Here is a 20150-nt window from a genome sequence, read left to right as displayed (position 1 = left end):
CGCTTGATTCCAAAGGCGGGGAGTAGCGGCTATGACGGAAGCATGGGGCTTTTTCGTGCTGGGACTGGTGCTGCTGGCATTGGGCGGCGACTCCATCGTCAAGGGTGCATCGGGGTTGGCACAGCGCCTTGGCGTTTCCCCCTTTGTGGCGGGTCTGCTGCTGATCGCCTTTGGTACTTCGCTGCCTGAGCTGGCCGTCAACGCGCACGCCGTTGCGGTAGGTGCGCAAGATCTCGCATTGGGCAACGCGATAGGTAGCAATATCGTCAATCTCGGCCTGACGCTTGGGGTCGCGGCGATGGTGGCGCCATTGCTGATCAGAATGCGATTGCTATCGCCGTTGCTGGTGTTGCTGACAGTGGCCACGCTGGCCGTGATTGTCTTCGGTCTGGACGGCGTGATCGGGCGAATCGAAGGGGCCGTGCTGCTGCTTGGCTTTGTCGCGATGTTGATTTTCATACTGGCGCGCAGCGCGCGCGAGAACGAGAGCGTCCGTGCGGGCGTGATCGCCTATGCCGCCACGCGTCCGGTCTTGTGGATGAATTTGCTGCGTTTCGTGGTGGCGGCAGCGCTGCTTTACTTCGGTGCGAAGTACGTGGTGCAGAGTGCGCCCGTGATCGGCGCGAGCTGGGGCATCTCTCCGTTATTGGTTGGTCTGCTGCCGGTTGCCGTGGGTACCGCGCTGCCGGAACTCGCCGCCGCCATCGCCGCGGCCAAGCGTGGTCAAGGCGACATGGTTGCCGGACACGTCATTGGCTCCAGCCTGTTCAATTTGTTGGTGGTGGTAGGTGGCATGGCAGCGTTTCGGCCGCTGCCGTTGCCCGAGTCGTTCGTGCAGCTGGAACTGCCGATCGCCATCGTGCTTTCACTGATGCTGTACCCGATGCTGCGCGGTGACCTGCGTGTCAGCCGAGGCGAGGGCGCCATTCTGTTCGTAGCGTTCCTGGGTTGGGTTGTACTGGAAGCTTTGCTGATTGCCTGATGCAAAATCACGGAGGACTCGGGCTGCCAGGGCGGACCGAAGTGGGCTGTTAGAATCCTGCCAATGAGCAGACCCAACCCTATCGCGCGCGCACTGAGCCTGCTGACCGAGTTCTTCCGCCTGCAATCGGCAGGCGGCATTGTGCTGATGCTGGCTGCCGCCTTGGCGATGATTCTGGCCAACTCACCGGCCAGCAATATGTATGAAGCTTTCCTGCATTTGCCTGTAGGCTTCGCCGTCGGCGCATTCCGAATGGACGAACCCGCAGAGTTCTGGATCAACGATCTCCTGATGGCAGTGTTCTTCCTGCTGGTGGCGCTGGAGATCAAGCGCGAAGCCCTGAGTGGCCAGTTATCCAGTCGCGACCAGATGATGTTGCCGATGCTGTGTGCGCTCGGTGGCGTCATGGTGCCGGCGGTGCTGTTCTGGGCGGTCAATCATGGTGAAGCCATTGCGATGCGTGGCTGGGCCATTCCCACCGCCACGGATATCGCGTTTGCCCTGGGCATCCTTGCACTGTTAGGGCCACGCGTCCCGCTGGGCATGAAACTGCTGCTGTCCACGATAGCGGTCGTGGACGATCTCGTCGCCATTCTGATCATTGCCATCTTCTATACGCACGAGCTGGCGATTGGCATGCTCGTCTGGGCCGCCGCCGGTGCGGGACTGATGCTGCTGCTCAATTGGCGTGGAGTGAAGCGACTCTGGCCTTATCTGTTGCTGGGCGCGGTCGTCTGGTATTTCATCTTGAAATCCGGCGTGCACGCCACCCTGGCGGGCGTGGTGACCGGCTTGCTTATTCCGCTGAAGGGGCGCGACGAAAAAGCCGCATCGCCGCTGGAAACCCTGGAGCATTCGCTGCATCCGTGGGTGGCATATCTGGTGCTGCCACTGTTCGCCTTCACCAACGCCGGATTGTCGCTTGGCGATCTCAGCATGAGTGATGTGCTGGCGCCGGTTCCGCTGGGCATAGGTCTCGGCCTGGTGCTGGGCAAGCCGATCGGCATCGTCGCCACGGCCGTGATTACTTCTTCCATGGGTCTGACCAAATATCCTGCTGGCATGGATTTCAAGACGATGGTGGGTTTGGGAATGCTGTGCGGCGTCGGTTTCACCATGAGTCTTTTCATTACCAATCTGGCATTTGCATCAGCGGGTAATCATCTGGTCGACGCCGCTGTGCTGGGCGTGCTTTGTGGCTCACTGGTGTCCGCCATTCTTGGCTGGTTGTGGCTGCGGGCCACGCTCAAGCTCCTTCCTGTCTGAGATGCGCAGCGCACTGGTCTTTGGAGGCAGCGGCCAGATTGGTTTGCCGCTGTTGGCCCATCTGCTACAAGCCGGCTGGCAGGTCCATGCGGTATCGCGCTCATCGCACGAATCGCAACCGGGGCTGCATTGGCTGGACGGCGAATTCGGGCGGGCGATGGCGCTGCCCGATCGTGTCGATGCGATTTTCAGCCTGGGACCTTTGGACAGGTTCGCGCAATGGTATGCACAGGAGCAGGTGAGTTCGCCGCGCGTCGTGGCGTTCGGCTCGACCAGTCTGGAAACCAAGCAGGCGTCCGTCGACGATTACGAGCGCGATCTGGCGGCGCGATTGGAAGCCGCCGAAGCCGAGGTGTTCCGGCATGCCGCGGCGCGCGGTGCGCATGCCACGTTGCTTCGCCCCACATTGATCTACGGCGGCGGACACGACAAGACGCTCACGCGGATCGCGTCGATGGCCCAACGCACCGGCTTCTTCGTGCTGCCTTCGGGTGCTGCCGGGTTGCGGCAGCCGGTGCATGTGGTTGATCTGGCCGACGCGGCGTTGGCAGTGATCGATCGGCCCGCCACCTACGGGCGCCACTACGCGTTGCCTGGTGGCGAGACGCTGCCTTATCGCCAGATGGTGAAACGCACGCTGGGCGCGTTGCAACCGCCGGCACGATTGATCGAGGTGCCGTCGCCGTTGTTCCGAACTCTGTTATGGGCGGCTCGGCGAAGCGGGCGAATGCAGGGTCTGAGCGATGCGGCGGTGATGCGCATGCGCGAAGACATGGTGTTCGACGCGACACCGGCCAGGGATGATTTCGGCTATTCGCCGCGGCCATTTCAGCCAGATCCCGCGGCGCTGGGATTGCAGGCGCGCGCCTAGAGTGCTCCGACGGGTGTGTTGCCCTCAGTAACGCCAGCCCAGTTTGCGATACAGCTTGCTCAGTACCCACGCCGGGCCGATCAGCAGATAGGTCAAGTCGGTCAGGAAGCTGGGCTTCTTGCCCTCGATCTTGTGGCCGATGAATTGCGCGATCCAGGCAATCACGAATACCGCCACCGCCAGCCAGAACAGGTTCTGCAATCCAAGCGCTGCTTCCAGCCAGCGAGTCGCCCAGGCCATGCTGACGAAGATCGCCAACATGCCGAAGCCAAGCTGCGGCGAGAGTTTGAAGTAGAACATCCATGCGCCGAACATGGCCATCGCCGCCCAAGCGCCGGACTTCACCCAGGTGCCGAACACCGGGATGCACCAAAGCAGCGCGATGACCGTCCAAAGAATCGCCGGTACCGCGAAGACGTGAATCAGCTGATTGGTGTCGTTCTGGTGGTCGCCGGAATAACTGGCGAACCACCGGTCCACCGGGCGTTTGGTCGTTGCGTTCATTCATCCCTCCCGAGGATTCAGTTCGCTAGGGTATGGAGCATAGCGCAGCCTGGAAGTCAGCGCTGAGCCGGCCGTCACCCGGGCGGCTCAGTGTGCGGCGGTCCTGGAAAACACCTGGATCACGATCACGCCGGCTACAATCAGCCCCATGCCCAGCATCGCCGGCACGTCCAGCGGCTGCTTCAGCACCAGCCAGCCCACCAGCGAGATCAATACGATTCCCACCCCGGACCAGATGGCGTAAGTCACGCCAACCGGAATCGCTTTCATGACCAGCGAAAGACAGTAGAACGCGATGCCGTAGCCAAGCGCGACGACCAACGAAGGTCCCAGGCGTGTGAAACCTTCAGACGCCTTGAGCGCGCTGGTCGCGATGACCTCGGCCACGATGGCCACACCCAGGAAGACGTAGGCGATATTCATGCGGAACTCCGTGCGGATGACTAGGCGGGGCCGAAGCCTACTTCACGGAGCGCTGAACCTTTGCTGTCCCCGCGCAGTTGCTGTTTGCGCCGATTTGAGCGCAAAGCGATCGGCAGAAGCGGGAATGGCGGGCTTAGAAGCTGTCGCGACTTCTGGTCAATCATGGGGCGCAAAGCAGCGCCTGCGCTGCGCTTCACGTAGAGCCGAGCTTGCTCGGCTGCTCTTCGATCTTTGTGCGTGAGGCTCAAAGCAGCGGAGCAAGCTCCGCTCTACAAGAAGCGCTTAACGGCTTGTCGTTATCGCCGGCCGTAGCGACGGCGTCGTTGCTACTGATTCGGTGCTATCGCGGGGCGCAGCTCCGCTCTACAAGAAGCGCCTACGGCCATGGCTGGTCGGTCGCTCCATGCCCGCAACTCAGTCGACCTGGATGTCGGCCAGCTTCTGCAGTGCCTCGGCATACTTCGCGCGGGTGCGCTCAATCACTTCGGCGGGTAGTTTTGGGCCAGGCGCGGTCTTGCCCCAATCCAATGTTTCCAGATAGTCGCGTACGAACTGCTTGTCGTAGCTTGGCGGGCTGGTGCCGACTTCGTACTCATCCGCCGGCCAATAGCGCGAGGAATCCGGCGTCAGCATCTCGTCCATGATGTATAGGCGCCCGTTTTCGTCGGTGCCGAATTCGAATTTGGTATCGGCCAGCAGGATGCCGCGTTCCGCCGCATATTCCGCTGCGTAACGGTAGATACGCAATGTGGCATCGCGCACTCGCTCGGCGAGTTCCGCGCCCACCGTCCTCACCATCGCATCGAAATCGATGTTTTCGTCGTGGTCGCCGACGGCGGCCTTGGTGGACGGAGTAAAGATCGGCTCGGCCAGTTTTTCCGCCTGGCGCAGACCATCGGGCAATTCGATGCCGCTGACCTTGCCGGTGCGCTGGTAATCCTTCCAGCCGCTGCCAATCAGATAGCCGCGTGCGATGGCTTCCACCGGTACCGGCTTCAGCCGTTTGGTTACCACGGCGCGCTTGGCGTAAAGCGCGGTGTCCACTCCAGCTGGCAACACGCTGGCCACATCGATGCCGGTCAGGTGATTGGGCATCAGGTGGGCGGTCTTGGCGAACCAGAAATTGGATATCTGGCAGAGCATCTCGCCCTTTCCGGGAATCGGATCGGGCAGCACCACGTCGAAGGCGCTAAGGCGATCGGTGGCCACCATCAACAGGTAATCACCTGTGAAGGCAGCACTGGAAGCGGCATTCGCAAGCGCTTCCGCGGGCAGGCGCTCGCGCGGGATATCGAAAACATCGCGGACTTTGCCGCGGTGGCGCAGCGGCAGGCCGGGCAGATCGGATTGGAGCAACGTCGTAGGCACAGACACTCCTTGGGGAGTTTGGAAAACCATCACGGTGATCCAGGGCGCCGGCGCAGCCGGTCGTCCTGCGCCCCGGCTGCGGTTCCACTCCCGCCAAGCGGGGCCGGGTTCCGGACCGGGCCGCGTAGTGTACGGCGACCGACGTCGCCATGTGGCGTAAAATGCCGGAATTGATGGAGAAGCTCGGTCCGATGAAGCGCTGGTACGGGAAACTGCTGGGATTTATTGCCGGATGGCTGCTGATGCGGCACCCCGCGGGCGCTCTGATCGGTCTGCTGATCGGCCATGCCTTCGATGAGGACTGGTTCAAGTTGAGCCGTGACAACCCCTATCGGGTTTTCAACCTGACCAGCGACGCCACCGACGCCGAGATCGATCAAGCCTATCGCCGCCTGATTTCGCAATATCACCCGGACAAGATGGCTGGCGTCGCTGACGACCTGCGCCGCCAGGCCGAAAAAAAAGCCGGCGAAATCAACGCCGCCTACGACCGTATCAAGGCACTGCGCAAGCGCTGAGAACCTGTTCAAAGTCATGCTGCGCTTGCCATCTGGCGCGCGTGCGGTGCTCGAGTGCTCATGTACTTGTATGTACACTGCGCTTTCTGCCCTCCGTCAGGCGCCATCTGGCTGCGCTCGCGACAGACTTTAAACAGGCTCTGAGCATCATCATGTCCAACTGTCTCATCGCCCCTTCCATCCTCTCCGCCGATTTCGCCCGTTTGGGCGAAGAAGTGGACAACGTGCTGGCGGCCGGTGCCGACTGGGTGCATTTCGACGTCATGGACAACCACTACGTGCCCAATCTCACCATTGGTCCGCTGGTTTGTTCGGCACTACGAAAACACGGCATTACCGCGCCGATCGACGTACACCTGATGGTGGAACCGGTTGATCGCATCGTCCCGGACTTCGCTGAAGCGGGTGCCAGCATCATCAGCTTCCACCCCGAAGCCACCCGCCACGTGCACCGCACGATCCAGCTCATCAAGTCGCACGGCTGCAAAGCCGGCCTGGTGCTGAACCCCGGCACGCCGGTGGATGCGTTGGATTGGGTGCTCGAGGACTTGGACCTGGTGCTGCTGATGTCGGTCAATCCTGGCTTCGGCGGACAGGCGTTCATTCCCTCGGCGCTGGATAAGCTGCGCGCGGTCCGCAAGAAGATCGACGCCACCGGCAAGGACATCCGCCTGGAGATCGATGGCGGGGTGAAGGCGGAAAACATCGGCGAGATCGCCGCCGCCGGGGCGGATGCTTTCGTCGCCGGTTCGGCCATCTTCAATGCCCCGGACTATGCGGACGTGATCCGCAGGATGCGCCGGGCCGTGGCTGCGGCGCGCGCCTGACCGCGCACAGCAGAAGGGCGATGACTCGCGTCATCGCCCCGGAAAATTGGAGGCTGATCCTGCCTCCGCCCGTCGTCCCTGCTATGGCCTTCCACGCTACAGCGGGGAAATGACAGCCTGATGACCGCTGCTGCGGGACGCCGAAAGGGGAACACCCAGCGCCCCGTCAATCGGGTAAAGTAGTGCCGTGTTCAGCCAGACGACCCCGCTTTCCGTTTCTTCCGCACGCCATGGGTGGCGATGGTGGCCCGTTGCCGTCGTCTGCCGCGCCCCTGTGACCCGGAAGGAACTCCGTCTTGATCTCGCTCGAACAATTTCAGCAGTACGCCGCTAGCGGCCATACACGCATCCCGGTTGTCCGCGAAGTGCTGTCCGATCTGGACACGCCGCTTTCGGTCTATCTGAAACTCGCTGACGCACCCTACACCTACCTGCTGGAATCGGTGGAGGGCGGCGAACGTTTTGGCCGTTATTCGATCATCGGCTTGCCTGCCAAGCGCGTCGTCAGCTTTCGTGGGCATGCGATGGAAATCCGCGAGCGCGGTGAACTGGTCGAAGCCCGCGAAGTGTCGGACCCGTTCGCCGAAGTCGAAGCGCTGCGAGCCGCGCATTCCGTGCCCAAGCTGGAGGGTCTGCCGGGTTTCACAGGCGGACTGGTGGGCTGGTTCGGGTTCGAGTGCATCGGCTATATCGAGCCGCGACTGGCAACCGGCGACAAACCCGATGAGCTGAATACTCCCGACATCCTATTGATGCTGTCGGAAGAATTGGCAGTCTTCGATAATCTGAAAGGCCGTCTTTACCTGATTGTCCATGCCGATCCGCGCGAAGCAAACGCATGGGAGAACGCACAGGCGCGACTAGATGCGCTGACCGGCAAGCTGCGTCAGCCCGGCGCCGGTTATCCCGCGCCAATCACCCGCGACGTGCTGGACGAGAGCCACTTTGTTTCCGGCTTCACCCGCAATGGCTTCATCGCGGCGGTGGAGAAATCCAAGGAATACATCCGCGCCGGCGACATCTTCCAAGTGGTGCTGTCGCAGCGACTCAGCGTGCCCTTCAGCGCACGCCCGGTGGATGTCTATCGCGCGCTGCGGGCGCTGAACCCATCGCCGTACATGTACTTCCTGGACGTCGGCGATATTCAAGTGGTTGGTTCGTCGCCAGAGATATTGGTGCGGCTGGATGGCGATGAAGTCACGGTACGTCCCATCGCCGGCACGCGTCCGCGAGGCAAGACGCATGAAGAAGATATCGCGCTGGAGGCCGAACTGCTGGCCGACCCCAAAGAACGCGCCGAGCACCTGATGCTGATCGACCTGGGCCGCAACGACGCTGGCCGGGTATCCAAGGCCGGCACGGTGGAGGTGGGAGAACAGTTCGTCATCGAGCGCTACAGCCACGTGATGCACATCGTCAGCGAAGTCACCGGGAAATTGCTTCCCGGCCTGAGTTACGCGGATGTGCTGCGTGCGACTTTCCCGGCAGGCACCGTCAGCGGTGCTCCCAAGATACGGGCACTGGAAGTCATCCGCGAGCTGGAACCGATCAAACGCAACGTCTATGCCGGGAGCATCGGCTACATCGGCTGGCACGGCGATGCGGACACCGCCATCGCCATCCGCACCGCCGTCATCAAGGGCGGCCGGCTGCATGTGCAGGCCGGCGCCGGCATCGTCTACGACTCGGACCCGGAGAAAGAATGGGATGAGACGATGAACAAGGGCAGGGCGTTGTTCAGGGCGGTGGCCGAGGCGGCCAAGGGTTTGTGAGTGTGCGTGTGCGCCATTTCGAAATCAGGAAACAATTCCCCATTGCCGCAAGCGAAAGGGCGGAGTAAAGCCAAATGCTCTTGATGTTGGACAACTACGACAGCTTCACCTACAACCTCGTCCAGTACCTGCAATCGTTGGGGGCTGAAGTGAAGGTGGTGCGCAACGATGCGATGACGGTGGACGAAATAGAAATGCTCTCGCCCGAACGCATCGTTATTTCGCCTGGTCCGTGCACACCGAACGAAGCCGGCGTTTCCCTGGAGTTGATCGAACGACTTGGGCGGACGACACCTATTCTCGGCGTTTGCCTGGGTCACCAGAGCATTGGCCAAGCCTACGGCGGCGACGTGGTGCGCGCCGGCAACATCATGCACGGCAAGACCTCGCGCATCCGCCATGAAGGAAAGGGCGTGTTCGCCGGACTGCCGGACGCTTACGAAGCGACTCGCTATCACTCGCTGGTGGTGGATCGCGCGACGCTGCCGGAGAGTCTGGAGATCACCGCGTGGACCGAAAACCAGGACGGCAGCTTTGAAGAGATCATGGGGCTACGGCACAAGGAGTATCCCGTGGAAGGCGTGCAATTCCATCCGGAATCCATTCTCACCGAGCATGGCCATGCGCTGTTGAAGAACTTCCTGGAGAGGTGATTTCTTCCGTCGTCATCCCAGCTTGCGCTGGGATGACGAGCAAAAGCAGTGCACCTGTTCCGCTATTCGCCATCTATCATTTCTGGCTCTAACCCATGCCCATCACGCCCTCAGAAGCCCTGCAGCGCACCATCGAACACCGCGAAATCTTCCATGACGAAATGGTCGACCTGATGCGGCAGATCATGCGCGGCGATGTATCGTCCACCATGTCGGCAGCCATCCTGACCGGCCTGCGAGTCAAGAAGGAAACCATCGGCGAGATCGCCGGCGCGGCCACGGTGATGCGCGAGTTCTCGCGCACGGTCGATGTGCCGGACAAGCGGCATCTGGTCGACATTGTCGGCACCGGCGGTGACGGCTCGCATACGTTCAACATCTCGACGGCCTCGATGTTCGTTGCCGCGGCGGCGGGCGCCAAGATCGCCAAGCATGGCAATCGCAGCGTTTCGTCCAAATCCGGCAGTGCGGATGTGCTGGAAGCGCTAGGTGCGACCATCGAGCTGCAGCCGGAGCAGGTAGCGCAAAGCATCGCCTCGACGGGGATCGGTTTCATGTTCGCGCCGGTCCATCACCCGGCCATGAAAGTGGTGGCGCCGGTGCGGCGCGAAATGGGTGTGCGCACCATCTTCAATATCCTCGGTCCGCTGACCAATCCGGCGGGTGCGCCGAACATCCTGATGGGTGTGTTCCATCCCGATCTGGTCGGCATCCAGGCACGCGTACTGCTGGAACTCGGTGCCGAGCGCGCCTTGGTGGTCTGGGGGCGCGACGGTATGGATGAGCTGTCGCTAGGTGCCGGGACCCTGGTGGGCGAGCTGCGCGATGGCGTGGTTCGCGAATACGAAGTGCACCCTGAAGACTTCGGTATCGCCATGGCGGCAAGCCGCAATTTGCGGGTGGCCGATGCGGCCGAATCGAAGTCGATGCTGCTCGGCGTGCTGGACAACCGCCCAGGACCGGCCCGCGAGATCGTCGTACTGAATGCCGGTGCGGCGCTCTACGTGGCGGGCGTCGCCGAGAGTATCGAAGAGGGCATCGCTCGCGCACGCGATGCCATCACGACTGGCAGGGCGCTCGCCAAATTGGAAGAGTTCATTGCCGCGACTCGCGCCTTTTCCACACAGCCCACAGGAGCCAAGCCATGAGCGCCAGCGGATTTGCCCACCTGCCCAAGCCACCGTATTACGCCGTGATCTTCTCTTCGCAGCGCACTGACCAGGACGATGAGGGCTACGGCGCCACCGCCGAGCGGATGGTGGAGCTGGCTCAACAGCAGCCCGGTTATCTGGGTGTGGAGTCGGCCCGCGGTGCCGATGGCTTTGGCATTACCGTGGCCTATTGGGAAAGCGAAGATGCCATCCGTGCCTGGCGCCAGCACGCCGAACACACTGCCGCCCGCGAACAAGGGCGGCGCGATTGGTACGAGCATTTCGAGCTGCGCATCGCCAAAGTGGAGCGTGCCTACGGATGGAACAAGGATTGATCGCGTCCGTATCGGCCGCAAAACGATAAGTGCGAGAATGCCCACTCTCGCGATGAACCTTTTCAAAGTCTGTCGCGAGCGCAGCCAGCTGGCGTGTGGCGGAGCGCAGAGCGCGTTGTCGTGGAGCGGGCAGTGTACGTACCGGTACATGAGCATTTTGAGCACCGCACGCGCGCCAGATGGCAAGCGCAGCAAGACTTTGAACGGGTTCTAAGGCGAGGACGACAGGACATTCATGAGCGACATCCTTAACACCATTCTTGCCCGCAAGGCAGAAGAGATTGCTGAGCGCAGGGCACGCGTGCCGCAGGCGGAACTCGCCGCGCGCGCGGAGGATGCGCCACCGACACGCGGTTTTGCTGACGCCATGCAGGCGACCATCGCCCAAGGCGACCCGGCGGTGATTGCGGAGGTAAAAAAGGCCAGTCCGTCCAAAGGCGTGATCCGTCCCGATTTCCGGCCGGCGGATATCGCGGTGAGCTATGAATTCGGCGGTGCGACTTGTTTGTCCGTGTTGACCGACGTCGATTTCTTCCAGGGCGCAGATGCCTACCTGCAGCAGGCGCGCGAGGCCTGTACATTGCCGGTGTTGCGCAAGGATTTCACTGTCGACCCTTATCAGGTTTATGAAGCGAGGGTGCTGGGAGCCGACTGCATCCTGTTGATCGTCGCCGCATTGGACGATACGCAGCTGGTGGAACTTTCCAGCTTGGCGATGCAACTGGACATGGACGTGCTGGTGGAGGTTCACGACATCGATGAACTGGAACGCGCGTTACAGGTGCCCGTGCCGTTGATCGGCATCAATAACCGCAATCTTCGTACTTTCGAGGTTTCGCTGGACACCACGTTGGCGATGAAGGATGCGGTACCCAAGGACCGGCTACTGGTCACCGAGAGCGGCATCCTGGTGCCTGACGACGTGATCAGGATGCGCACGGCCGGTGTGGACGCCTTCCTGGTCGGCGAGACCTTCATGCGGGCCGAGGAGCCAGGCGAAGCGCTGCGTCAGCTATTCTTTGCAGCATGAACGACTCGGTTTATCCCAAGCCGCTCGCCGATGCGCCGTTGGTGGTGTTCGATTTCGATCACACCTTGTATGACGGCGATTCCGGTGGCCATTTGGTCAAGTGGCTGATCAAGCGGAATCCATTGCGGATCGCCGCCGCGCTGGCCGCTTCGGTGGTGCTGGGGCCGATGGTCGCGTTTCTGCCGACTCGCCGCCGAGGGGTTTCCGGCTATATCTGGATCGGGACCTTCGGCCTACATGGCCGGCGTAGCTTCGATGCATTGATCGACCGCTATGTGGCGGCCCACCGCGAGGAAGTGCAGCGCCGGCTGTTGCCGGTGGCTTTGGAAGTGTTCCGCCAGCACCGGCTGGCCGGAGACCGTGTGGTCGTCGCCACCGGTGCGCCGCCGGAGCTCGCGCGCGCCATTCTCAGCTTCGTCGCGCACGAGGATGTGCCTGTTGTCGGCACGGCGGTCGGGCCACGATGGGGTGCGGTGATCGCCATTCGCCATTGCCACAGCGAAGAAAAAATGCGGATGCTGCGCGAGCGTGGCTACCATGACGTCTCGGTAGCATATTCCGACAGCAGCGCCGATCTTCCGCTGCTGAAGGCGGCCCACAAGCCGGTGGTGGTGAATCCGAAGAAAGCACGCGAGGCGTTCTTCCGGCGCGTGTTGCCTCGCGACACGCCTATTCTCAACTGGGGCTGCCAAAATCGAGGCGGCGAACGAGGCGTTTAGCTCTGATCGCCTTCATGGCACCGAGCGTGTGCTTCTCGTAGAGCGGAGCTGCGCCTCGCGATAGCGCCGAGGTGGTAGCGATGACGCCGTCGCAACGGCAGGCAGGCAATGAATAGCCGCGAAGACGTTTCTTGTAGAGCGGAGCTGCGCCTCGCGATAGCGCCGAGGTGGTAGCAATGACGCCGTCGCAACGGCAGGCAGGCAATGAATAGCCGCGAAGACGTTTCTTGTAGAGCGGAGCTTGCTCCGCTGCTCTTAACTCACTCAAAATACGCCGATCAAAGAGCAGCCGAGCAAGCTCGGCTCTACGAGAAGCGCTTCTATTCGCTACCGCCTGCCGTTGCGACGGCTCCATTGCCACTGGTTCGATGCTATCGCAGGACGCAGCTCGGAAATCAACGGCGCTCAGGCGTCCGCCAGTCCTTGATCAAATCAAGCAGGTCGTGATGGGCGAAATCCTGATATTCGCCGGCATCGTAGAACCGTTAGAACAGCCAAGCCCGGCCGATGTGGTACACGCTTATGCATAGCACGACGATGCCGACGATCGTCAATATGATGCGCTCCGAGACGTGCCTCACCAAATACGCAGCGAACGGCGCGGCCACGGCGCCGCCGATCAGCAGTCCCAGCACGATCTCCAGATGCTGGATGCCAATGGACAGAAAGAAGGTCAGTGACACCGCCAGAGTGATCACAAATTCGGCTGCACTGACCGTGCCGATGGTGGTGCGGATCTTGCCGCCGCCGGCAAGCAGGGTGGAGGTCGCCAGTGAACCCCAGCCGCCGCCGGCGGCGGCGTCCAGCAATCCCGCAAAAAAACCCAATACCGGTACCCGACGGATCTCCTGCCTGGGTACGAATCTGCCGGCCGAACGTAGCAGGATTAAGACCGATAGCGCCAGGAGATAGACATAGATGAAAGGCCGGATGAGCTCGCCAGGCAATTGGGTCAGCACGTACGCGCCGATGACTCCGCCGATGGTGCCGGAGATGGTCAGTCGCCAGAACAGGCGTTTGTCGATGTTGCGGAAGTAGGCGTGAGAAGCGCCCGAAACGCCAGTGGTGAAAATTTCAGCAGTGTGCACGCTGGCGCTTACCGCGGCCGGCGGCAAACCCATGCCAAGCAGGATGGAGGAGGACACCAGGCCGAACGCCATGCCGAGGGCGCCGTCCACCAGTTGCGCTGCCAAGCCGATGACGATGAACCAGTAAAACTCGCTCCCAAATTCCATCCAGTGCTCCCGCGGGCAGGGTCACCCGTGTGTCACGGTCAGAATAGCGGAGACCCATCGACGGTGTGCCGACTCAGGGAAGCAGCCCCGTGACACAAAACGCCGACTACCTGGAGGCCGTCAGGTAAGTTTATTCACATCGGCGGACACGACTAACGGGTGCCGTAGAGCACCACCGTCTTGCCACGTGCATGAAGGGCGCCATCAGCTTGCAGCTTCTTCAGGACTCTGCCGGCCATCTCGCGCGAACAACCGACCAGGCGTGCCAGCTCCTGGCGCGAGACACGCAGCTGGGTACCTTGAGGGTGGCTCATCGCTTCCGGTTCGCGCGCCAGATCGTGCAGGGTGCGAACTATGCGATCCGTCACATCCAGGAATGCCAAGCGGCTGGCTTTCCTGCTGGTATCCAGCAAGCGCCGCGACAACTGCGCGCCGATCGAGTACAGCAGCTTCGGCGCATCGGCGGATAGCGATCCGAGAAAAAGCTGATGCAAGCGCTCGTAGCTGATCTCGGCGAGTTCGCACTGGGTACGGGTGCGCAAGATCACTTCCCGTCGGTCAGATTCGATGAACAGGCCCATTTCGCCGACGAATTCGCCAGAGCCGAAATATCCCAGCACCAACTCTCGGTCGTCGTCCTCTTCGGTAATGATGCTGACCGAGCCGCTGACCACGTAGTAGAGCGTGCCGGCGGGGTCTCCAGGACGGAAAACGTCCGCGCGGGCCGGATAGCGGCGGCGGTGGCTGTGGGCGAGGAATCGCTCTATGGCGGCGGCGTCCGGCGTCAACGGACTGGCGGCTGGTCGAGCGGGGGCGATAAAGTGGTTGCCTGGGCTCATGGGTGTTTCAGGGCGGTTAATCTATGAAGCTTAGTCCGAATACGGCCCCAACAGCAAACCTCACGATGCAAGTGATGGGCCAAAGTCGCGTCGGAGCATCGACGGCAGGTGGGTTGCCCCCAAGCAGACGTTTCGTTGTAACGTTATTTGCCGCATAATCGCGCCCCTCTTCCGCTTCCCCCACAGGGATCGCCGCCGTGGTCAAACCACTGCCTCGCCTCAGGCTGCAAGGCTTCAACAACCTCACCAAGGCGCTGAGCTTCAATATCTACGACGTCTGCTACGCGGTCTCCGAAGAGGAGCGCCAGCGCTACATCGCGTACATCGATGAAGAATACAACGCCGACCGCCTGACCCAGATCCTGACGGATGTGGCCGAGATCATCGGTGCCAACATCCTGAATGTGGCCCGCCAGGACTACGATCCGCAGGGTGCGTCGGTGACCATCCTGATCTCCGAAGAACCTGTGATCGACAAGAAGCAGGCCGGCAAGGAGATCATCTCCGATGCAGTGGTGGCGCATATGGACAAGAGCCATATCACCGTCCACACCTATCCGGAAACGCATCCGCAGCACGGTATTGCCACGTTCCGGGCCGACATCGATGTCGCCACGTGCGGCGTCATTTCGCCCCTGAAGGCCTTGAACTATTTGATCGAAAGTCTGGAATCCGACATCGTCATCATGGATTACCGGGTACGCGGCTTCACGCGCGACGTGAAAGGCAAAAAACACTACATCGATCACAAAATAAACTCGATCCAGAACTTCCTGGCCAACAACATCAAGTCGCGTTACGAGATGTTCGACGTCAATGTCTATCAGGAAAACATCTTCCACACCAAGATGCATCTGAAGGACTTCGACCTGGATCAGTACCTGTTCGAAGAAAAAGCCAAGAATCTGTCGTTCAAGGAACGCATGAAGATCGAAGCGCTGCTCAAGCGCGAGATCGAGGAGCTGTTCCACGGTCGCAATCTGGTGGAGTGAGCATGAGCGGGTTTGCGGACCGGGGTTACGCCTGGTTCGGATTGCCTGCGTTAGATTCGCTTTGCAATGAACACAGCGGGACGACCCGCATGCGGCAGTGGTGCTGCATTACGTAGACCGACGGCGGTCCGGAGCGAAGGCTCCGGGCCGTTTTTTTTAGCTTGGAGGTACATCATGGCTTGGCTCTATCTGCTGCTCGCCGGACTTTTCGAGATCGGATTTGCGATCGGCCTCAAATACACGGAAGGATTCACCCGATTGTGGCCGAGTGTCGGCACCGTGGTTTCGGCAGCGATCAGCCTGTGGCTGCTGACGCAGGCGTTGAAGGCGATTCCGGTGGGCACGGCCTATGCGATATGGACCGGCATCGGTGCGGCCGGCGTGGCAATGCTGGGCATCGTCCTGTTTTCCGAGAGTGCCTCGCTGCCGCGTTTGCTCTGCATCGCGGCGATTGTGGCGGGCGTGATTGGCCTGAAGGTCACTTCGGCCGGCTGAGCTTTGGGTGTCATCGGATGTCGCGATAGAAGCCATCTCCCGGGGGAGCGACGTCCCGCCGCGAGCTCTTCGCCTCCATCGCGGCCTGATCGAAAGAGCTCGCGGCGGGACGCCGCTCCTACAACGGCGAACGATCTGACCGTCAAAGGCGAACAATCATGCTCATGTAGGAGCGCCGTCTCGGCGCGAGCTCTTCGCTTCCGTCGCAATCTTGTGGAACAGCTCGCGGGGCGAGACGCCGCTCCCACAAGCCCGAACCCCGCCCTACAGGCCATCGGGCAAGAGGCTACCTACAAGCGGTAGGCGATCGCCTTCATCAGGTTCGACGCGCCTGCCATCAAGGTGGGAATAGGGGGCGGAAGCGCGCGGGCGCCCGCTTGCTCGGCGTGATCGGCATGGCGCGCCTCGTCTTCCTTCATCACTTTCAGGATGTCGCGGCTGCGCAGGTCGGCTTCCGGCAGGGTCTGCAGGTGCTCATCCAGGTGTGCCTCGACTTGGCGCTCGGTTTCCACCACGAAACCCAGACTCCAGCCGTCGCCGCGTAGTCCGGCCAAGGCGCCCAACGCATAACTGCCGGCGTACCACAGCGGATTGAACAGGCTGGGGCGGCTATCCAGTTCACGGAGCCGGTCCGCGCACCAGGCAAGATGGTCGGTCTCTTCTTGGGCCGCTTCCAGCAGATACTTGCGAGTCTCTGTATCGCGTGCGACTGCAGCTTGGCCAAAATAAAGGCCCTGAGCGCAGATCTCACCGACATGATTGATGCGCATCAGCCCGGCGGCATGGCGCCGTTCGGTCGCATCGAGCTCCACTTCAGGCGTGTCGGCGGCAGGGTTGATGCGATGGGCGGGAGGATCGCCGAGAACGGTTTCGAGCCCGCGCTGGGCCTCGACCAAGAGCCGATCCAAGGGAGAGAGAGTACGAGTAACCATGGGCGCTATTGTGCCGCTGCGGGTACAACCGCTGCTAGGGCTACATTTCGGCGCTTGGGGTGACTTGCGCGGAAAATCGCTGGCCAGTACAATTCCGCTTCTGTCGTTCCGCAATTCACAACGCGTGGCAAAGTTCCGCCAGATCACACGGCCGGAATCAGCCCGACCAAACCAAGAGCTTTATTCATGACTACTTTCACCGCCAAGTCCGAGACCGTCCAGCGCGACTGGTATCTCGTCGACGCCACCGGCAAGACGCTAGGCCGTCTGTCCACCGAGCTGGCCCGCCGCCTACGTGGCAAGCACAAGCCCGTGTACACCCCACACGTCGATACCGGCGATTATCTGGTGGTGATCAATGCCGAAAAGATTCACGTGACCGGCAACAAGCTGGCCGACAAGAAGTATCACCGTTTCACTGGCTACATCGGTAACCTGAAGACCGAAACGCTGGCTCAGGCGCTGGAGCGCCACCCGGAGCGCGTTATCGAGATCGCAGTGAAGGGCATGTTGCCGCGAGGCCCGCTGGGCCGCGACATGTACCGTAAACTCAAGGTCTACGCAGGCCCCAACCATCCGCACGCCGCCCAGCAGCCGCAAGTCCTGGATATCTGATCATGGCAATTACCCAGAATTACGGCACCGGCCGTCGCAAGTCCTCCACCGCCCGCGTGTTCCTGCGCAAGGGCACCGGCAACATCACCGTCAATGATCGTCCGCTGGACGAATTCTTTGGCCGCGAGACCGCGCGCATGATCGTGCGCCAGCCGCTGGAGCTCACCAAGAACACTGAAAACTTCGACATCTTCGTGACCGCCATCGGCGGCGGCACAACCGGCCAGGCCGGCGCCATCCGCTTGGGCATCGCCCGTGCGCTGGTGGAGTATGATGAAACGCTGAAGACGGATCTGCGCAAGGCTGGTTTCATGACCCGCGATGCTCGCGAAGTCGAGCGTAAGAAGGTCGGTCTGCACAAAGCACGCCGCGCCACGCAGTTCTCGAAGCGCTAATAGCTATACAGCCCCGTCGCCAAGCGGTAAGGCACCTGACTCTGACTCAGGCATTCGGAGGTTCGAATCCTTCCGGGGCTGCCAATTTGAAGTCGACGGACAGGCGTCAGCTACATCGCGCCGAGCATCAGCAAAAGCCCGCCCTGTGCGGGTTTTTGCTTTTGATGGATCAAGCCTACGGTTGGAGTAGGCCGCGTCGCAATCCAGTGCATGCGGGGCAGGGACGAACAATGAAATACAGGTTGATACATGCCCGAGTAGCGTCGCCGCCGCGAGAGCATCTGGTTGCGGCGCTTGTATCAGCCGCAAGGCGGCGACGTGACTCATCCAATCGCGTAAAAGGGCCCTAGCCTATGGTCGCCACGTTTCTTCCGCCTTACTCGTCTCCGGAACAATGGCTGCCGCGGATGCATGAGCGCGGTTATATCGTGCTGGCTCCTGACAGCGTCGGGGTCTTGTGCGGCTTCTCCCCTGAGTCGCTTGACGGGTTGAAACCCAGCTGGGACGACCTGCAGCCGGATCTATATCTCAAAGATGGCGGGCGTTACCGCCGACGCCGGCATTCCTGTTTCGTCGTCGACGACGGAACGGTGACGTTGACCCCCCATCGCGCCCATTGGCAGTCGCCCGACTACAACGCCTTGCATGGCGGCATGCAGCGCTGGTTCGAGCCGATGCATCCTTCCGTGCTTTCACAGCCAAGTTGGGCGCAATTGTTGACCACGCTGGGTGGATGGTGCTCCACGCTGAAAGGCGCGCAGCCCTGGCATGTGGAAGCGCATCAGTTCCGCATCGATACCACCGACGGTATCGGCCGTCCGACACCCGAGGGTGCACACCGTGATGGCGTGGATTTCGTGGCGGTAATGCTGGTTAACCGGGCTGGCATCAAAGGCGGAGAAACACGGGTGTTCGATGCCGCCGGTCCTGACGGTCAGCGGTTTACCTTGGAAGCCCCATGGTCGCTGATCTTCCTGGACGACGAGCGGGTGATCCACGAATCAACACCTATCCTGCCGGTGGCGGAAAGCGGATACCGGGATACGTTGGTACTGACGTTTCGCGCGGGCGCATTTCAAGGCGATGATGTTTGATGCGACGATCTAGGGAAAAGCGGCCTGCGGATGGGTTCGCAATCGAACGGCAGGCGGACTATATTGGTTGCATCTGAAACCATAGCCTTGAACCACATCATTGGAGCGTTATGAAACTTGGTTCGCTTAAAGAAGGCGGCCGCGATGGCACGCTGATCGTCGTCTCTCGGGATTTGACGCGCGCGGTACGCGCTACCGGAATCGCGGCGACCCTGCAGCAGGCGCTGGAAGATTGGTCGAATATCGCGCCGCGGCTCAATGCCTTGTCCGAGTCGCTGAATGACGGCGATGCCGATGGCGTATTCGAAGTGGACTCCAAGGCCTTGGCTGCCCCGCTGCCGCGTGCTTATGAATTTGTCGATGGCAGCGCTTACCTGCCGCATGTCGAGCGCGTGCGCCGAGCTCGCAATGCCGAAATGCCCGAGAGCTTCTATACCGATCCACTGATGTACCAAGCGACCAGCGCCGGTTTCTACGGCCCACGCGACGCCGTGCGGGTGATTAGCGAGGACTATGGCATCGATCTGGAAGCCGAGATCGTCGTCATCACCGATGACGTGCCGATGGCCGTGACGCCGGAGCAAGCGGCGGCGCACATCCAACTGATTGGTCTGGTCAACGATGTTTCGCTGCGGAACCTGATCCCGGCGGAATTAGCCAAGGGATTTGGCTTCCTGCAGTCCAAGCCGCGTTCTGCGCTGTCGCCGGTATTCGTCACTCCGGATGAACTGGGCGACGCTTGGCGTGGCAATAAAGTGCACCTGCCGCTGCTGACGCATATCAACGGCGAATGGTTCGGGGCCCCGGAAGCGGGCGTGGACATGCAGTTCGACTTCTCGCAACTGGTAGCGCACGCCGCCAAAACGCGGCCATTGTCGGCGGGAACCGTGGTCGGCTCCGGCACCATCGCCAATGAAGACACTTCCAAGGGCGCCTCGTGCTTTGCCGAGAAGCGCACCTTGGAGATATTGCGTGACGGAAAGCCGTCCACGCCTTTCATGAAATTCGGCGATGTCGTCCGGATCGAAATGAAAAATCGTGACGGAAATTCCATTTTTGGCGTGATCGAGCAACGGATTGAGCAGCAGCCCTCGCCCTGAGGCATGCTGAGGCGGGACGTGACATGGGGAGCGG

The 20150-nt window shown here is 61.3% G+C and carries 23 protein-coding genes and 1 tRNA gene; 18 read left to right on the top strand and 6 right to left on the bottom strand.

The features are described 5' to 3' along the window. Positions 1–31 precede the first annotated feature (31 nt). From AADW18_RS16320 to AADW18_RS16310, 3 genes are all read left to right on the top strand, one after another. Positions 32–982: a calcium/sodium antiporter gene (locus AADW18_RS16320; protein WP_337344453.1), complete on the top strand. Its 951-nt coding sequence runs from the start codon at positions 32–34 to the stop codon at positions 980–982. Positions 983–1045: 63 nt separating this feature from the next. Further along, positions 1046–2248: a Na+/H+ antiporter NhaA gene (gene nhaA / locus AADW18_RS16315; RefSeq protein WP_337344452.1), complete on the top strand. Its 1203-nt coding sequence runs from the start codon at positions 1046–1048 to the stop codon at positions 2246–2248. Position 2249: 1 nt separating this feature from the next. Then, on the top strand, positions 2250–3119 hold the full coding sequence (locus tag AADW18_RS16310; protein WP_337344451.1) for an NAD-dependent epimerase/dehydratase family protein: 870 nt from the start codon (positions 2250–2252) through the stop codon (positions 3117–3119). 24 nt (positions 3120–3143) lie between these two features. On the opposite strand, the gene AADW18_RS16305 is transcribed toward AADW18_RS16310, so the two are convergent. The 3 genes from AADW18_RS16305 to AADW18_RS16295 form a co-directional block, all read right to left on the bottom strand. Continuing rightward, positions 3144–3623, bottom strand: a complete 480-nt coding sequence (locus AADW18_RS16305; RefSeq protein WP_337344450.1) for an Mpo1-like protein — start codon at positions 3621–3623, stop codon at positions 3144–3146. Between the two features lie 87 nt (positions 3624–3710). Further along, a complete protein-coding gene (locus tag AADW18_RS16300) occupies positions 3711–4046 on the bottom strand; it encodes an SMR family transporter (RefSeq protein WP_337344449.1) in 336 nt (111 codons plus the stop codon). Positions 4047–4460: 414 nt separating this feature from the next. Further along, positions 4461–5414, bottom strand: coding sequence for a phosphoribosylaminoimidazolesuccinocarboxamide synthase (locus tag AADW18_RS16295; protein ID WP_337344448.1), 954 nt, complete (start codon positions 5412–5414; stop codon positions 4461–4463). A 191-nt stretch (positions 5415–5605) separates the two neighbouring features. Between AADW18_RS16295 and AADW18_RS16290 the strand changes: the two genes are divergently transcribed. The 8 genes from AADW18_RS16290 to AADW18_RS16255 all read left to right on the top strand — a co-directional run bounded on the left by AADW18_RS16290 (position 5606) and on the right by AADW18_RS16255 (position 12419). Continuing rightward, complete coding sequence (locus tag AADW18_RS16290) at positions 5606–5932, top strand: DnaJ domain-containing protein (RefSeq protein ID WP_337344555.1); 327 nt, start codon at positions 5606–5608, stop codon at positions 5930–5932. A 152-nt stretch (positions 5933–6084) separates the two neighbouring features. Beyond that, positions 6085–6759: a ribulose-phosphate 3-epimerase gene (gene rpe / locus AADW18_RS16285; RefSeq protein WP_337344447.1), complete on the top strand. Its 675-nt coding sequence runs from the start codon at positions 6085–6087 to the stop codon at positions 6757–6759. A 296-nt stretch (positions 6760–7055) separates the two neighbouring features. Further along, on the top strand, positions 7056–8531 hold the full coding sequence (gene trpE / locus AADW18_RS16280; protein ID WP_337344446.1) for an anthranilate synthase component I: 1476 nt from the start codon (positions 7056–7058) through the stop codon (positions 8529–8531). 74 nt (positions 8532–8605) lie between these two features. After that, entirely contained in the window at positions 8606–9184 is a 579-nt protein-coding gene (locus AADW18_RS16275; protein WP_337344445.1) for an aminodeoxychorismate/anthranilate synthase component II, read from the top strand. Between the two features lie 95 nt (positions 9185–9279). Further along, positions 9280–10332 carry an anthranilate phosphoribosyltransferase gene (trpD, locus tag AADW18_RS16270; protein WP_337344444.1) on the top strand — a complete coding sequence of 351 codons (1053 nt, stop codon included), beginning with the start codon at positions 9280–9282 and terminating at the stop codon, positions 10330–10332. Further along, positions 10329–10670 (top strand): antibiotic biosynthesis monooxygenase, encoded by a 342-nt coding sequence (locus AADW18_RS16265; protein WP_337344443.1) that lies wholly within the window; start codon positions 10329–10331, stop codon positions 10668–10670. The genes trpD and AADW18_RS16265 overlap by 4 nt, the downstream gene beginning before the upstream one ends. A 235-nt stretch (positions 10671–10905) precedes the next feature. Then, positions 10906–11700 carry an indole-3-glycerol phosphate synthase TrpC gene (gene trpC / locus AADW18_RS16260; RefSeq protein WP_337344442.1) on the top strand — a complete coding sequence of 265 codons (795 nt, stop codon included), beginning with the start codon at positions 10906–10908 and terminating at the stop codon, positions 11698–11700. After that, complete coding sequence (locus AADW18_RS16255) at positions 11697–12419, top strand: haloacid dehalogenase-like hydrolase (protein ID WP_337344441.1); 723 nt, start codon at positions 11697–11699, stop codon at positions 12417–12419. The genes trpC and AADW18_RS16255 overlap by 4 nt, the downstream gene beginning before the upstream one ends. A 485-nt stretch (positions 12420–12904) precedes the next feature. On the opposite strand, the gene AADW18_RS16250 is transcribed toward AADW18_RS16255, so the two are convergent. Beyond that, the gene (locus AADW18_RS16250) at positions 12905–13654 is read right to left on the bottom strand and encodes a sulfite exporter TauE/SafE family protein (RefSeq protein WP_337344440.1); all 750 of its coding nucleotides are present in this window, start codon (positions 13652–13654) and stop codon (positions 12905–12907) included. A 152-nt stretch (positions 13655–13806) separates the two neighbouring features. After that, positions 13807–14493, bottom strand: a complete 687-nt coding sequence (gene crp, locus AADW18_RS16245; protein ID WP_337344439.1) for a cAMP-activated global transcriptional regulator CRP — start codon at positions 14491–14493, stop codon at positions 13807–13809. A gap of 197 nt (positions 14494–14690) precedes the next feature. Between crp and speD the strand changes: the two genes are divergently transcribed. Both speD and sugE read left to right on the top strand, forming a co-directional pair. Continuing rightward, positions 14691–15485: an adenosylmethionine decarboxylase gene (speD, locus tag AADW18_RS16240; protein ID WP_337344438.1), complete on the top strand. Its 795-nt coding sequence runs from the start codon at positions 14691–14693 to the stop codon at positions 15483–15485. A gap of 174 nt (positions 15486–15659) precedes the next feature. Next, positions 15660–15980, top strand: a complete 321-nt coding sequence (gene sugE, locus AADW18_RS16235) for a quaternary ammonium compound efflux SMR transporter SugE (RefSeq protein WP_337344437.1) — start codon at positions 15660–15662, stop codon at positions 15978–15980. Between the two features lie 290 nt (positions 15981–16270). On the opposite strand, the gene coq7 is transcribed toward sugE, so the two are convergent. Continuing rightward, the gene (coq7, locus tag AADW18_RS16230) at positions 16271–16912 is read right to left on the bottom strand and encodes a 2-polyprenyl-3-methyl-6-methoxy-1,4-benzoquinone monooxygenase (protein WP_337344436.1); all 642 of its coding nucleotides are present in this window, start codon (positions 16910–16912) and stop codon (positions 16271–16273) included. Between the two features lie 186 nt (positions 16913–17098). Here coq7 and rplM point away from each other — a divergent pair, with 186 nt between their 5' ends. The 5 genes from rplM to AADW18_RS16205 all read left to right on the top strand — a co-directional run bounded on the left by rplM (position 17099) and on the right by AADW18_RS16205 (position 20116). Next, on the top strand, positions 17099–17527 hold the full coding sequence (gene rplM / locus AADW18_RS16225; RefSeq protein WP_337344435.1) for a 50S ribosomal protein L13: 429 nt from the start codon (positions 17099–17101) through the stop codon (positions 17525–17527). 2 nt (positions 17528–17529) lie between these two features. Then, positions 17530–17922, top strand: coding sequence for a 30S ribosomal protein S9 (rpsI, locus tag AADW18_RS16220; RefSeq protein ID WP_337344434.1), 393 nt, complete (start codon positions 17530–17532; stop codon positions 17920–17922). Between the two features lie 9 nt (positions 17923–17931). Beyond that, a tRNA-Gln gene (locus AADW18_RS16215) sits at positions 17932–18006 on the top strand. Positions 18007–18275: 269 nt separating this feature from the next. Then, positions 18276–19016 (top strand): 2OG-Fe dioxygenase family protein, encoded by a 741-nt coding sequence (locus tag AADW18_RS16210; protein WP_337344433.1) that lies wholly within the window; start codon positions 18276–18278, stop codon positions 19014–19016. A gap of 110 nt (positions 19017–19126) precedes the next feature. Then, the gene (locus AADW18_RS16205; RefSeq protein ID WP_337344432.1) at positions 19127–20116 is read left to right on the top strand and encodes a fumarylacetoacetate hydrolase family protein; all 990 of its coding nucleotides are present in this window, start codon (positions 19127–19129) and stop codon (positions 20114–20116) included. Positions 20117–20150 lie beyond the last annotated feature (34 nt).

The organism is Pseudoxanthomonas sp. CCNWLY206-1, from assembly GCF_039710385.1.
Classification (GTDB): domain Bacteria; phylum Pseudomonadota; class Gammaproteobacteria; order Xanthomonadales; family Xanthomonadaceae; genus Pseudoxanthomonas_A.
Note: the sequence above shows the minus strand (reverse complement) of the source record. Positions and strands in the feature narration are given on the sequence as shown.